Consider the following 13972-nt stretch of genomic DNA (forward strand, 5'->3'; position numbering starts at 1 on the left):
ATGTTCCGCACCAAAGGTGTCGAGCAGTCCCTCCGTGACACCGAGGACCCCGAGTTCGCGCTCAGGAAGTCCCTCTCCGCGCTCGATCTCACGGTCTTCGGCGTCGGTGTGATCATCGGTACGGGAATCTTCGTACTGACCGGGGTGGTGGCCCGGCAGTACGCGGGACCCGCCACCGCCCTCGCGTTCGTCGTCTCGGGCGTCGTCTGCGCGCTGGCCGCCCTCTGCTACGCCGAGTTCGCCTCGACCGTACCGGTGGCCGGATCCGCGTACACCTTCTCGTACGCCTCGCTCGGCGAACTGCCCGCCTGGATCATCGGCTGGGACCTCGTCCTGGAGCTCGCGCTGGGCTGCGCGGTCGTGGCCGTCGGCTGGTCCGGCTATGTGCGCTCACTGCTGGGGAACGCCGACGCGAGTCTGCCGGACTTCCTGTCCGGCACCCACGACGGGGCGTTCGGCTTCGATCTGCTCGCCTTCCTCCTCGTGCTCGTCCTGGCCGGCATCCTCGTCGTCGGCGTGAAGCTCTCCTCACGGGTCACCACCGTCATCGTGGCCGTCAAGGTCACCGTCGTCCTGCTCGTGATCGTCGTCGGCGCGTTCTTCATCACCGGATCCAACTACCGGCCGTTCATCCCGCCCGCCGAGCCCAGCACCGGCGGCGGCGGACTGGCCGCCCCGCTCATCCAGCTGATGTTCGGCTATGTCCCCACCAACTTCGGTGTCATGGGCATCTTCACCGCCGCGGCCGTCGTCTTCTTCGCCTTCATCGGCTTCGACATCGTCGCCACCGCCGCCGAGGAGACCGTCGACCCGCAGCGCGACGTCCCGCGCGGCATCCTCGGCTCGCTGTTCCTCTGCACCGTGCTGTACGTCGCCGTCTCCCTCGTCGTCACCGGGATGCAGCACTACTCACGGCTCTCGGTGGACGCCCCGCTCGCCGACGCCTTCAAATCCGTCGGCCATCCCTTCTGGGCCGGGGTCATCAGCTTCGGCGCCGCCGTCGGTCTCACCTCCGTCTCCATGATCCTGCTGCTCGGCCAGACCCGGGTGTTCTTCGCGATGAGCCGCGACGGACTGCTCCCCAGGACCTTCTCCCAAGTCCATCCCCGGTTCGGCACGCCCTACCGCTCGACCGTCCTCCTCGGTGTGATCGTGGCGATCGTCGCGGGCTGCACCTCCATCGAGGAACTCGCCGAACTGGTCAACATCGGCACCCTCTTCGCCTTTGTCGTCGTCGCGCTCGGCGTCATCATCCTGCGCCGCCGGCGCCCCGATCTGCCCCGTGCCTTCCGCACCCCCCTGGTGCCGTATCTGCCGATCGCCTCCGTGCTGGCCTCCTTGTGGCTGATGCTCAATCTGCCCGCCGAGACCTGGCTGCGCTTCGGTATCTGGATGGTCATCGGCTGTGTCGTCTACGCCTTCTACGGACGTGTCCACAGCCGCCTCGGAACCGCCCGCTGACGGCGGACAACGGCTCGCACTGGCCCCCGCCATGCTCGCCGAGCCGCCACCGCCCGCCCTCCGGTACGGACCCTCCGGGCACCGTGCCGCACCGGCCACGGCCGGCGGGAGCGCCCCCTACTGGCGGCGGCTGCTCCCGGTCGTCGCGCTGCTGGTCCTGATCACCCGGATCCCCTCCTTCCGCCACCCCCTGTGGAGCCCCGACGAGGGCTATCTCGCCGTCCAGGCACGGATGCTGGCCGACGGGGGAGCGCTCTACGAGACCGTCGTCGACCGCAAGCCGCCCCTGCTGCCCTGGCTGTACGAGGCCGTCCTCGCCCTCTTCGGCGACGGCTCCCCGTACGCGATGAAGGTCCTCGCCGCCGTCGCCCATCTCCTCACCGCCGCCCTGCTCGCCGCTGTCGCGCGCGAGCGCTGGGGCGACCGGGCGGGCCGGACCGCCGGAGTCCTCCACCCGCTGCTCTCCGTCGGTCTCAACCCCGAGGACACCCAGGCCGCCACCTTCGAGGTCTTCATACTGCCGTTCACGGCCGCGGCGATCTGGTGCGCGGGCCGGGGGCGCCCCGGCGCCGCCGGACTCGCCGTCGCCGGGGCACTGCTGACGAAGCAGACCGGCGGCGCGGTCCTCGTCCCCGTCCTGTGGCTCCTCTGGCACTCCCCGCCCGGAAGAGCCGGGCTGCCGCGGCTCGCCGCCGGGCTCGTCCTGCCGGTCCTCGCGGCGGCCCTGCTCACCGACCCGTCCGGTTTCCTCTTCTGGACGGTGACGGGATCGGCCGCGTACGCCGCCTTTACCGGCTCCGGACTCCATATGGTCTCCCGGGGCCTGGCCAACTCCGCCCTGCTCGCTCTCGCCTGCTCCCCCCTGCTGGCCCCGCTCGTCCGCGCCCGGCGCGGCACCGCGGATCTGTGGGTGTGGCTCGCCGCCTCGGCCGTCGCCGTCGTGGCGGGCTTCCACTTCTTCGGCCACTACTTCCTGCAACTCGTGCCGCCGCTCGTACTGCTGGCGACGGCCGCCCTGCGCCCGCTGCCCCGCGAACGGGCCGCGTCCGCCCTGCTGACCTCGGTCTGCGTCTGCGCGCTCTTCGTCACCTGGGGCATCCTCGCGCCCCGCCCCGAGCTGGCCCACGCCCAGCGGATCGCCGACGCCGTACGGGCCCGTACGGCGCCCACCGACCGGGTCCTGGTCTGGGGGATACACCCGGAGACGTACTGGCTCGCCGACCGGACCCCCGCCAGCCGCTATCTGACGGCCGGTCTGCTCACGAACTACAGCGGCGGCCGTGACGGGCCCCGCGTGGGGGAGAGGTACGCCATGGCGGGCGCCTGGCCCGTACTCGTCGCCGAACTGCGGTCCCGGCCGCCCGCCCTGGTCGTGGACGACTCCCGCGGCGGGCCCTACGCCCCCGGCCGGCTGCCCACCCTGCGCGCGCTGCTGGCCCGGCAGTACCGGCCGCTGCCCGCGACGGTCGACGGCGCGGTGCTCTACGTACGCTCCCCCGGGGGCTGACGTACGGTCCTGGGACCCACGCACTCCGCGCCGTACGCCGCCACCCGGCGGCACAGCTCACGGTCGGCCGAGACGACGACACAGCCGAGCCCGTCCGCCGCCGCCCGTGCCGCCAGCTCCACGATCCGGTCGTCGCCGCTGCCGAGCGCGGGCTCGACCCGTACCCCCGGCACCGGTGCCACCTCCCTGGCCGCGCCCTCCACGACCAGCACCACCTCGACGGGCCCGGGATGACCGGCGACACCGCGCTCGGTGTACGGCACCAGGGAGTCGCGCAGCCGCTCGGTGGCGCCACGCCGGTCGCGCCACCATCCGTCGGGGACGGAACCGACCACGTTCGCCGCGTCCACGATGATCTGGGTCCGCATCACACAAGCGTGTCACAGAGGCCGTGCCGGAAGGCTCCCGGATCCGCCGGAGTACCCGCGCGTATCATCGTGTCCCGGGTTTCCAGCGCTCGGGAAGGTGGCGGCGGGCCATGACGCCGAGGTCCGGACGGACGTCGAGACGATCGGGAGACGGCGCGGGCAAGGCCATGACGGGCGAGCCGCGCCGCACGCTCCCGACGCCTCCCGCGGACAACTCCCTCCCGGAGACCACCGGCTGGCTGCTGCGCGGCAAGGACGGCAGGCTCACGGCCTACGCGCCGGCCGCCGAAGGCGTGCTGCGCTGGACGGAGGCCAGGGCAGGCGGTCCGGACTGGTCGGAGTCCGAACTGCTCGCCTTCCCCGGTCTGCTGCCGTATCTCTCCATCGCCCTGAGCAGCGAGGGCTTCGTCCATCTGCTGGGGGTGCGGAAACGTCCCGGTGCCGACGGGCCCGACGAGATCGATCTCCTGCACGCCGTCCAGTTCCAGACGGGCCGTCCGCTGCGGGACTGGCAGTCGCTGGGCAACCCGCACGGCAAGGACCGGGTGAAGGGCGGCCGGATCGGCATGCCCTCGATCGTCGTGGACGCGGTCGGCTCCGTGCATCTCTTCGTACGGAACGCGAACGGCAATGTCTCGGCCAAGAACCAGTCCCGGACCGGCCGTTGGCAGGCCTGGGGCGGCGCGAACGCCAAGGGGACCGTGCTGACCGGCGAGCCGGTCGCGACCCTGACCGACCACGGTCCGATCGAAGTCCTCGTCCCGGCCCGGGACACCATCGTCCGCTGGCTCCGCGAGAAGCCCGAAGCGGCCCTGGAACGCGCCGAGGAGGAGCCGGTCGCCCCCGTCGCGTCCGGCACGCTCATCGCCGAGCGCACGGGTCCGGGGCGGCTCACCCACTTCTGGCGCGACGCCGAGGACAGTACGGTCCACGCCTGGCGCCCGGGAACGGAAGCGGTCCGCCTGGGCGGCCCCGGCACCGGCCCGCTGGCCGTGCTCCGTACCCCGGTCGACGGCCTCGACTGCACGATCCTCGCCCAGCGCGGCCCCGACGGCCGCCCCAGCATCGCCGCGTACCCCACCGAGAACGAGGCCGCGGGCCTCAACTGGACCCCGTCCGGCGAACCCTGCGTGGGCGCCCCGGCCCTGGCCCTGGACGGCGACGGAAGGGTGGTCCTGGCCGCACTGGGCGAGGACGGCACCCTGCGGCTGGCCCGCCAGAAGGCGGAACCGGGCCTGGCCCTCGCGGCCTGGACCCGGTTGAGGACCTGACAGTGACGGTCCCGGCTCCGGCGTGACAGGCGTGACAGGCGCGTCAGAGGGCCTGAGAGCCCGTCAGCCGGGCCGTCGGCCCACTCACGGCCCGTCAGGCCCGCTGCCCGCCGCGGGCAGCGGACAGGCCGTACGGAGGGTTTCCGTACGGCCTGTCCGGTCCGCCTGTCGCGCCGCGCGCTACACCGGCACGCTCGCCACACCCGGCGCCAGGAACGGCTTGCCGTTCACCCGCTCCGAGACGCCTTCCCGGTCCAGATACGGCGTGATGCCGCCCAGATGGAAGGGCCAGCCCGCGCCCGTGATCAGACACAGGTCGATGTCCTGGGCCTCGGCGACGACGCCCTCGGCCAGCATCAGACCGATCTCCTGCGCCACCGCGTCCAGAACACGCTCGCGCGTCCGCTCCTCCGTCAGAACCGTGTCGCCCTGCTTCAGGAGCGCGGCGACCTCCGGGTCCAGCTCCGGCGCACCCGAGTCGTAGACGTAGAAGCCGCGCTTGCCCGCCTTCACGACCGCCGCGAGATTCTCCGAGACCGTGAAACGGGCGGGGAACGCGCGGTGCAGCGTCTCGGAGACATGCAGCCCGATCGCGGGGCCGACCAGCTCCAGCAGCACCAGCGGCGACATCGGCAGCCCCAGCGGCTCCACCGCCCGCTCCGCCACCTCGACCGGAGTGCCCTCGTCGATGACGTTCTGGATCTCGCCCATGAAGCGGGTGAGGATACGGTTGACGACGAACGCCGGGGCGTCCTTCACCAGCACCGCGCTCTTCTTGAGCTTCTTCGCCACCCCGAACGCCGTCGCCAGCGCCGCGTCGTCGGTCCGCTCGCCGCGCACGATCTCCAGCAGAGGCAGAATCGCGACCGGGTTGAAGAAGTGGAAGCCGACGACCCGCTCGGGGTGCTTCAGCTTCGACGCCATCTCGGAGACCGACAGCGACGAGGTGTTGGTGGCGAGGATCGCGTGCGCCGGGGCGACCGCCTCGACCTCCGCGAACACCTGCTGCTTGACGCTCATCTCCTCGAAGACGGCCTCGATGACGAAGTCCGCGTCCGCGAAGCCCTCGGCCTTGTCCAGCACACCCGTGACCAGCGCCTTGAGCCGGTTCGCCTGGTCCTGACCGATACGGGACTTCAGCAGCAGCTTGTCGATCTCGCCATGGACATAGCCGACGCCCTTGTCGACGCGCTCCTGGTCGATGTCCGTGAGGACGACCGGGACCTCCAGCCGGCGCAGGAAGAGCAGCGCGAGCTGCGAGGCCATCAGCCCCGCCCCGACGACACCCACCTTGGTGACCGGACGGGCCAGCGACTTGTCCGGCGCCCCGGCCGGGCGCTTGGCACGCCGCTGCACCAGGTCGAAGGCGTAGATCCCGGCGCGCAGCTCGCCGCCCATGATCAGATCCGCCAGCGCCCGGTCCTCGGCGTCGAAGCCCGCTTGGAGGTCGCCGTCCTTGGCCGCGGCGATGATGTCGAGCGCGCGGTAGGCGGCCGGGGCCGCGCCGTGCACCTTGGAGTCGGCGAAGGCCCGGCCGTGCGCGACGGCCTGGTCCCAGGCCTCGCCGCGGTCCACCGCGGGCCGTACGACCTCCAGCTCGCCCTTGAGCACCGACGCCGTCCAGAGCAGCGACTGCTCCAGGAAGTCCGCGCCCTCGAAGACCGCGTCGGCGATCCCCAGCTCATGGACCTGGGCGCCCTTGAGCTGCCTGTTCTGATTGAGCGAGTTCTCGATGACGACCGAGACCGCGCGCTCCGCGCCGATCAGATTCGGCAGGAGCGTACAGCCGCCCCAGCCCGGCACCAGACCGAGGAAGACCTCGGGCAGCGAGAACGCGGGCAGCGCGGCCGACACCGTGCGGTACCGGCAGTGCAGACCGATCTCCACACCGCCGCCCATCGCCGCGCCGTTGTAGTACGCGAACGTCGGCACGGCCAGAGCGGCGAGCCGCTTGAAGACATCATGGCCGCCCCGGCCGATCGCGAGGGCGTCCTCGTGGCGCTTCAGCAGCTCCACACCCTTGAGGTCGGCGCCGACGGCGAAGATGAACGGCTTGCCGGTCACCCCCACCCCCACGACGGTGCCCTCGGACGCCTCCGCCTCGACCTGGTCGATCGCCGCGTCCAGATTCGCCAGCGACTGCGGACCGAACGTCGTCGGCTTCGTGTGGTCGAGCCCGTTGTCCAGCGTGATCAGCGCGAAGCGTCCGGCCCCGGGCAGATCGAGATGGCGTACGTGCGCCTGGGTGACGACCTCGCCGGGGAACAGCTCGGCCGCGCCCTTCAGGAGTTCAGCGGTGCTCACTTGGTGCCTCCGTCGAAGTGCGGGTTCTCCCAGATGACCGACGCGCCCATGCCGAAGCCGACGCACATCGTGGTCAGGCCGTAGCGGACCTGCGGCCGCGTCTCGAACTGCCGGGCGAGCTGGGTCATCAGCCGTACACCGGAGGAGGCCAGCGGGTGGCCGAACGCGATGGCGCCGCCGTACTGGTTGACGCGCTCGTCGTCGTCCGCGATGCCGTAGTGGTCGAGGAAGGCCAGCACCTGCACGGCGAAGGCCTCATTGATCTCGAACAGCCCGATGTCGGAGATCGAGAGCCCCGCCTTGGCGAGGGCCTTCTCCGTCGACGGGATCGGGCCGTACCCCATGACCTCGGGCTCGACGCCCGCGAAGGCGTACGAGACGAGCCGCATCCTGACCGGCAGCCCCTGCTCGCGCGCGAAGTCCTCGGCGGCGATCAGCGAGGCGGTGGCGCCGTCGTTGAGCCCGGCGGCATTGCCCGCGGTCACCCGGCCGTGCGGCCGGAACGGGGTCTTCAGCCCGGCCAGCGTCTCCAGCGTCGTCCCCGGCCGCATCGGCTCGTCGGCGGTGGCGAGCCCCCAGCCGGTCTCGCCCCCCGCCGGATCGGTGCGGCGGATCGAGATCGGCACCAGATCCTGCTGGATCGCACCGTTCGCGTACGCCTTGGCGGCCTTCTCCTGCGAACGCACCGCGTACTCGTCGGCACGCAGCCTGGTCAGATGCGGGAAACGGTCGTGCAGATTCTCGGCCGTCATCCCCATGAAGAGGGCGGAGTCGTCGACGAGCCTCTCGCTCACGAACCGGGGATTGGGATCCACACCCTCACCCATCGGATGCCGCCCCATGTGCTCGACACCGCCGGCCACGACGATGTCGTACGCGCCGAACGCGATGGAACCCGCCGTAGTGGTCACCGCGGTGAGCGCGCCCGCGCACATCCGGTCCACGGAGTAGCCGGGCACGGACTGCGGCAGCCCGGCGAGGATCCCCGCGGTACGGCCGAGGGTGAGGCCCTGGTCACCGATCTGCGTGGTCGCGGCGATGGCGACCTCGTCGATCCGCGCCGGGTCGAGATCCGGGTTGCGGCGCAGCAGCTCCCGGATCGCCTTCACGACAAGATCGTCGGCCCGGGTCTCGTGGTACATGCCCTTCGGGCCCGCCTTGCCGAACGGGGTACGGACGCCGTCGACGAAGACGACGTCCCTGACGGTACGAGGCACGATGGCTCTCCTCCAGGGTGCGGGATGGCACTGCGGGGCACGCCGAGGCGTGCCCTCCCCATGCTACTCGCCGGTAACCATCCCGCCCAGCCGGGGAGGGTTTTTTGAGGCTCTTGCGGGACCGGACCGTCCCCGCGACCCGGTTCCCTCCGTCCGGTTCGTCCTCAATCGCCCGACGGGCCGGGGTTTCGGCCCGCGGCCGCACCGTCGGCAGGCGCTTCGCCCGGTGTCAGGGAACGGGTCAGCAGCGGTGCCACCTGTTCGATCTGCCACCTCCGCGCCCCGTACTCCGCCAGCGCCAGTTCCACCGCCTCCACCGTCCGCTCCCGCGGCGGCTCCCAGCAGACCCGCCGCACCGTGTCCGGCGTGATCAGGTTCTCCTGCGGCATGTTCAGCCGTTCCGCCAGCGCCGAGACCGCCGCCCGCGCCGCCGACAGCCGCGCCGCCGCCTCGGGGTCCTTGTCCGCCCAGGAGCGCGGCGGCGGCGGGCCCGCGACCTGCTGGCCCGGCTGCGGCAGCTCCGTGTCCGGCAGCGACCGCGCCCGGTCCACCGCCGCCTGCCACTGTTCGAGCTGGCGCCGCCCCATCCGGTGGCCGAAACCGGGCAGCGCGGTGAGCGCGTGCACATTCACGGGCAGGGCCAGCGACGCCTCGATGATCGCCGTGTCGCTCAGCACCTTGCCGGGCGAGACATCGCGCCGCTGTGCCACCTGGTCACGGGTGGTCCACAGCTCCCGTACCACCGCCATCTGACGCCGGCGGCGCACCTTGTGCATCCCCGACGTACGGCGCCACGGGTCCTTGCGCGGGGCGGGCGGCGGGGCCGAGGCGATCGACTCGAACTCCTGGTGCGCCCATTCCAGCTTGCCCTGCCGGTCCAGTTCCTTCTCCAGCGCGTCGCGCAGATCGACCAGCAGTTCGACATCGAGCGCGGCGTACCGCAGCCAGGGCTCGGGAAGGGGCCGCGTCGACCAGTCGACGGCGGAGTGGCCCTTCTCCAGCGCGTACCCGAGGACGTTCTCGACCATCGCGCCGAGCCCGACCCGGGGGAAGCCCGCCAGCCGGCCTGCCAGTTCCGTGTCGAACAGCCGGGTGGGCGTCATGCCTATTTCGCGCAGACACGGAAGATCCTGGGTCGCCGCGTGCAGAATCCACTCGGTCTCCGCGAGCACCTCGCCGAGCGCGGAGAGATCGGGGCAGCCGACCGGATCGATCAGTGCCGTGCCCGCGCCCTCACGGCGCAGCTGGACGAGATACGCGCGCTGTCCGTAGCGGTAGCCGGACGCGCGCTCCGCGTCGACGGCCACGGGGCCCGTGCCTGCGGCGAAGGCGGCGACCACCGTGGCCAGGTCTGCTTCGGTGGCGACCACCGGCGGAATGCCCTCGCGGGGCTCCAACAAGGGGATCGGCGCCGATTCGACGTCGCCCGGGGGCTGCGACATCAGCGGCTGCCGCCGCGGGCCCCCGGTGGTTCGCAGTGCTGGCTCTGCTGCGGTCTCTTGGGCGTCGGTCACCTGTCAAGGGTATCTGTGAACGGACGGCGCCCGTCGACGGAACGTTCCGTCGACGGGCGGTGGGCGGGAAGGGACGGTCAGTGGATGATGCCGGTACGGAGGGCCACGGCGACCATCCCCGCCCGGTCACCCGTGCCGAGCTTGCGCGCGATACGGGCGAGATGGCTCTTGACGGTGAGGGCGGACAGGCCCATCGAGACACCGATGGCCTTGTTGGACTGGCCTTCGGCCACCAGCCTGAGCACCTCGACCTCACGGCCGGAGAGCTCGCGGTAGCCGCCCGGGTGGCTCGGCGCGCCGGGCGGGCGGCGGTGCATCCGCTGACCCGCGCCGATGGGGGCGGCGCCGGGGCGGGTGGGGTGGCCGATGTTGGTGCGCGTACCGGTCACGACATAGCCCTTGACGCCGCCCGCGAGGGCGTTGCGCACCGCGCCGATGTCATCGGCGGCGGAGAGGGCGAGGCCGTTGGGCCAGCCGGCGGCTCGGGTCTCGGACAGCAGGGTCAGCCCGGAACCGTCGGGCAGGTGGACGTCGGCAACGCAGATGTCGCGTGGGTTGCCGACGCGGGGGCGTGCCTCCGCGATGGACGATGCCTCGATGACGTCTCGTACTCCAAGGGCCCACAGATGGCGGGTGACGGTGGAGCGGACGCGCGGGTCGGCCACGACGACCATGGCCGTCGGCTTGTTCGGGCGGTAGGCGACCAGGCTTGCGGGCTGCTCGAGGAGAACGGACACCAGGCCTCCTGGGAGGGTGCGGGACGGGGCCGGCTCTGGGGGATGAAGCCGGGGGGAACCGTGTTTGAAGGGTCATTGACCTCTTCGGCAGCAATCCCGCCCGGCTTTAGGGAATGATCACGATTTGGTGAGTAACAATTCGGGCAATTCGGACGGGTGATCGATCATCCTATTGACCGGTCCCGCCGCGCCCGTGTGCGCCGAGCATGCCGGACGTGGGTGGAGGGTGTGAAGAGCCCGGCGGACCGCAGTAGTGGCGTCATCACGCCATGGCGAGGGCGTGAAGGCCCGTCAGGACACCTGTGGACCGCGCCGCTGGGGCAGGGACACCACACCCGCGCCGGAGCCCGCCTCGGCGGGCCCCTGGAGCGGACCCGGCGCGGCCGGCGGCAGCCCCGCGATCTGGCAGAGCAGATCGCACCAGGCCGCGAGATGCGCCGCGGTGTCGGGCACCCCGGCCCGGCCCTCGCGCGGGGTCCAGGACGCGCGGATCTCGATCTGGGTCGCCGGCCTGCGCTCGGCGAGACCGCCGAAGTAGTACGAGCCGGCCCGGGTGACCGTGCCGCTGGCCTCTCCGTACGACAGTCCGCGCGCCTCCAGCGCGCCCGTCAGCCAGGACCAGCACACCTCGGGCAGCAGCGGATCGGCGGCCATCTCCGGCTCCAGCTCCGCGCGCACCAGCGTCACCAGCCGGAACACCCCCTGCCAGGCCTCGTGCCCGGCCGGGTCGTGCAGCAGGATCAGCCGGCCGTCCGCGAGATCGTCCTCCCCGTCGACGACCGCGGCCTCCAGGGCGTACGCGTACGGTGCGAGCCGCTTCGGCGGCGGGGTCGGCTCGATCTCGATCCCGGGACGCAGCCGCGCCGACCGCAGTGCTTCGACCGCCGTACGGAACGCGGACGGGACGGAGCCCCCCTCCGTGCTGTCTGTTCCCTCGGTGCCGTTGGAATGATCGGAAAACTGTCCCTGAGCCGCAGCCATGCGGGGAAGAGTAGGCGGAACCCGCGTCTCGCGCAGGGAGGGACACCCGGGCCGGGGCAGCGGCTTCCCCGTACATGCGAAGATTCTGGGCGTGAGCGCGATTGACCGCCCCTCGGGCCAGCAGACGAAGACGTACGAATCGGCCTTCCTGAAGGCGTGCAGGCGTGAACCGGTACCTCACACCCCGGTCTGGTTCATGCGGCAGGCGGGGCGCTCACTGCCGGAATACCTCAAGGTCCGCGAGGGGATTCCGATGCTGGAGTCCTGTATGCGGCCCGAGCTGGTCACCGAGATCACCCTCCAGCCCGTACGGCGTCACAAGGTCGACGCCGCGATCTACTTCAGCGACATCGTCGTCCCCCTCAAGGCCATCGGCCTCGACCTCGACATCAAGCCGGGCGTCGGTCCCGTCGTCGCCGAGCCGATCCGCGGCCGGGCCGATCTCGCGCGGCTGCGCGATCTCACCCCCGACGATGTCTCCTATGTCACCGAGGCGATCGGGATGCTGACCGGAGAGCTGGGCTCCACACCGCTCATCGGGTTCGCCGGCGCTCCCTTCACCCTCGCCAGCTATCTCGTGGAGGGCGGTCCGTCCCGCAACCACGAGCACACCAAGGCGATGATGTACGGCGATCCGGCGCTCTGGGCGGATCTGCTGGACCGGCTCGCGGACATCACCGCCGCCTTCCTCACGGTGCAGATCGAGGCGGGGGCGAGCGCCGTGCAGCTCTTCGACTCCTGGGTGGGCGCCCTGGCCCCGGCCGACTACCGCCGCTCCGCACTGCCCGCCTCGGTCAAGGTCTTCGACGCCGTCGCGCCCTACGGTGTGCCGCGTATCCACTTCGGTGTCGGTACGGGCGAACTGCTCGGCGCGATGGGCGAGGCCGGCGCGGATGTCGTCGGCGTCGACTGGCGCGTACCGCTCGACGAGGCGGCCCGCCGGGTCGGCCCCGGCAAGGCGCTCCAGGGCAACCTCGACCCGGCCGTCCTCTTCGCCCCGACCGCCGTGGTGGAGGAGAAGGCCGACGAGGTGCTCGCCGCGGCGGCGGGCCTGGAGGGCCATGTCTTCAATCTGGGCCACGGCGTACTGCCCAGCATGGACCCGGACGCCCTGACGCGGCTGGTGGAGCACGTCCACACCCGGACGGCCCGCTGAAGCGCGGGAGCACGGCCGGGGCGGTGTTCCGCGCCGTGGCGCGCCGCTCCCGGCCGTAGCCGCTCCGTGCCGGTCCCGGCTACATCCCCGCCGCCCGTACGGCGGTCGTCGCCTTGCGCGCGGCGACCAGCACCGGGTCCCAGACCGGGGAGAACGGCGGGGCGTAGCCGAGGTCCAGGGTCGTCATCCGCTCCACCGTCATACCGGCCGTCAGCGCCACCGCCGCGATGTCCACGCGCTTGCCCGAGCCCTCACGGCCCACGATCTGGACCCCCAGCAGCCGGCCCGTACGGTGCTCCGCCAGCATCTTCACCGTCATCAGGGCCGCGCCCGGGTAGTAACCGGCGGTGTTGGTCGACTCGATGGTCGCGGTGACGAACCGGAGGCCCGCCCGGCGGGCGTCCTTCTCGCGCAGCCCCGTACGGGCGATCTCCAGATCGCAGACCTTGCTGACGGCCGTACCGACCACTCCGGGGAAGACGGCGTAACCGCCGCCCGCGTTGGCGCCGATGATCTGCCCGTGCTTGTTCGCGTGGGTGCCCAGGGCGAGATGGCGGGTCGTCCCGGAGACCAGATCGAGGACCTCCACACAGTCGCCGCCCGCCCAGATGTTCTCGTGGCCGCGCACCCGCATCGACTGATCGGTGAGCAGTCCGCCGTGCGGTCCGAGCGGCAGCCCGGCGGCGCGGGCGAGTGAGGTCTCCGGCAGGACACCGATCCCGAGCACGACGACATCGGCCGGATACTCGGCGTCCCCGGTGGCCACGGCCCGCACCCGGCCGTCCTTGCCGGTGAGGACCTCGGCGACCGGGGCGCCGCCCACGGTGGTGATGCCCATCCCGTCCATCGCCTCATGGACCAGCCGGCCCATGTCCGGGTCGAGGGTGGCCATCGGCTGCTCGTCCTGGTGGACGACCGTGACCTCGTAACCGCGCTTCAGCAGCGCCTCGGCCATCTCCACCCCGATATAGCCCGCGCCCACCACGACCGCCCGCCGGCCCCGTGTGCCGGTCAGGGTGTCCAGCAGCGCCTGGCCGTCGTCGAGGGTCTGTACGCCGTGCACGCCCGGCGCGTCGATACCGGGGAGCGCGGGGCGTACGGGGCGCGCGCCCGTCGCGACGACCAGCTTGTCGTAGCCGGTCCAGCTCTCCGTACCGTCGGTGAGATCCCGCGCCAGGACCCGCTGCCCCGCCACATCGATCTCCATGACCTCCGTGCGCATACGGAGGTCGATCGCGCGCTCGCGGTGCTCCTGCGGGGTACGGGCGATCAGCTCGTCCCGTTCCGCCACATCGCCGCCCACCCAGTACGGGATGCCGCACGCCGAGAACGAGGTGAAGTGGCCGCGCTCGAAGGCGACGATCTCCAGTTCCTCCGGGCCCTTCATCCTGCGGGCCTGCGTCCCGGCGGGCCATACCCCCCCGGCGCCCCCCAAGGCCCACCAGCGCGCCGCCCG

General features: G+C 71.9%; 11 protein-coding genes. 4 read left to right on the forward strand and 7 right to left on the reverse strand.

The window, feature by feature from the left end; genetic code table 11:
• Both ACWGDX_RS01865 and ACWGDX_RS01870 read left to right on the forward strand, forming a co-directional pair.
• Positions 1–1461 carry an amino acid permease gene (locus ACWGDX_RS01865; RefSeq protein WP_453621213.1) on the forward strand — a complete coding sequence of 487 codons (1461 nt, stop codon included), beginning with the start codon at positions 1–3 and terminating at the stop codon, positions 1459–1461.
• 31 nt (positions 1462–1492) lie between these two features.
• On the forward strand, positions 1493–2968 hold the full coding sequence (locus ACWGDX_RS01870) for a glycosyltransferase family 39 protein (RefSeq protein ID WP_453621428.1): 1476 nt from the start codon (positions 1493–1495) through the stop codon (positions 2966–2968).
• Here the strand turns inward: ACWGDX_RS01870 and ACWGDX_RS01875 are convergent.
• Positions 2944–3336 (reverse strand): NTP pyrophosphohydrolase, encoded by a 393-nt coding sequence (locus tag ACWGDX_RS01875; RefSeq protein WP_453621215.1) that lies wholly within the window; start codon positions 3334–3336, stop codon positions 2944–2946. The two genes, ACWGDX_RS01870 and ACWGDX_RS01875, sit on opposite strands and share 25 nt — an antisense overlap.
• Before the next feature lie 110 nt (positions 3337–3446).
• Between ACWGDX_RS01875 and ACWGDX_RS01880 the strand changes: the two genes are divergently transcribed.
• On the forward strand, positions 3447–4607 hold the full coding sequence (locus ACWGDX_RS01880; protein ID WP_453621217.1) for a hypothetical protein: 1161 nt from the start codon (positions 3447–3449) through the stop codon (positions 4605–4607).
• Between the two features lie 180 nt (positions 4608–4787).
• Here the strand turns inward: ACWGDX_RS01880 and ACWGDX_RS01885 are convergent, their stop codons facing one another.
• The 5 genes from ACWGDX_RS01885 to ACWGDX_RS01905 all read right to left on the reverse strand — a co-directional run bounded on the left by ACWGDX_RS01885 (position 4788) and on the right by ACWGDX_RS01905 (position 11360).
• Entirely contained in the window at positions 4788–6911 is a 2124-nt protein-coding gene (locus ACWGDX_RS01885) for a 3-hydroxyacyl-CoA dehydrogenase NAD-binding domain-containing protein (RefSeq protein WP_453621219.1), read from the reverse strand.
• Positions 6908–8128, reverse strand: coding sequence for a thiolase family protein (locus ACWGDX_RS01890; RefSeq protein ID WP_453621221.1), 1221 nt, complete (start codon positions 8126–8128; stop codon positions 6908–6910). Before ACWGDX_RS01890 ends, ACWGDX_RS01885 begins: the two co-directional genes overlap by 4 nt.
• A gap of 164 nt (positions 8129–8292) precedes the next feature.
• Positions 8293–9642 (reverse strand): HRDC domain-containing protein, encoded by a 1350-nt coding sequence (locus ACWGDX_RS01895; RefSeq protein WP_453621222.1) that lies wholly within the window; start codon positions 9640–9642, stop codon positions 8293–8295.
• 77 nt (positions 9643–9719) lie between these two features.
• Entirely contained in the window at positions 9720–10379 is a 660-nt protein-coding gene (locus tag ACWGDX_RS01900; protein ID WP_093605154.1) for a helix-turn-helix transcriptional regulator, read from the reverse strand.
• A 291-nt stretch (positions 10380–10670) separates the two neighbouring features.
• On the reverse strand, positions 10671–11360 hold the full coding sequence (locus ACWGDX_RS01905; protein WP_453621224.1) for a DUF3000 domain-containing protein: 690 nt from the start codon (positions 11358–11360) through the stop codon (positions 10671–10673).
• A gap of 91 nt (positions 11361–11451) precedes the next feature.
• On the opposite strand from ACWGDX_RS01905, the gene hemE reads away from it, so the two are divergent.
• Positions 11452–12516, forward strand: a complete 1065-nt coding sequence (gene hemE, locus ACWGDX_RS01910; protein WP_453621226.1) for a uroporphyrinogen decarboxylase — start codon at positions 11452–11454, stop codon at positions 12514–12516.
• 79 nt (positions 12517–12595) lie between these two features.
• Here the strand turns inward: hemE and ACWGDX_RS01915 are convergent.
• The coding region (locus ACWGDX_RS01915; protein ID WP_453621228.1) for an FAD-dependent oxidoreductase at positions 12596–13972 on the reverse strand (1377 nt) is incomplete at its 5' end.

The organism is Streptomyces sp. NPDC055025, from assembly GCF_053608565.1.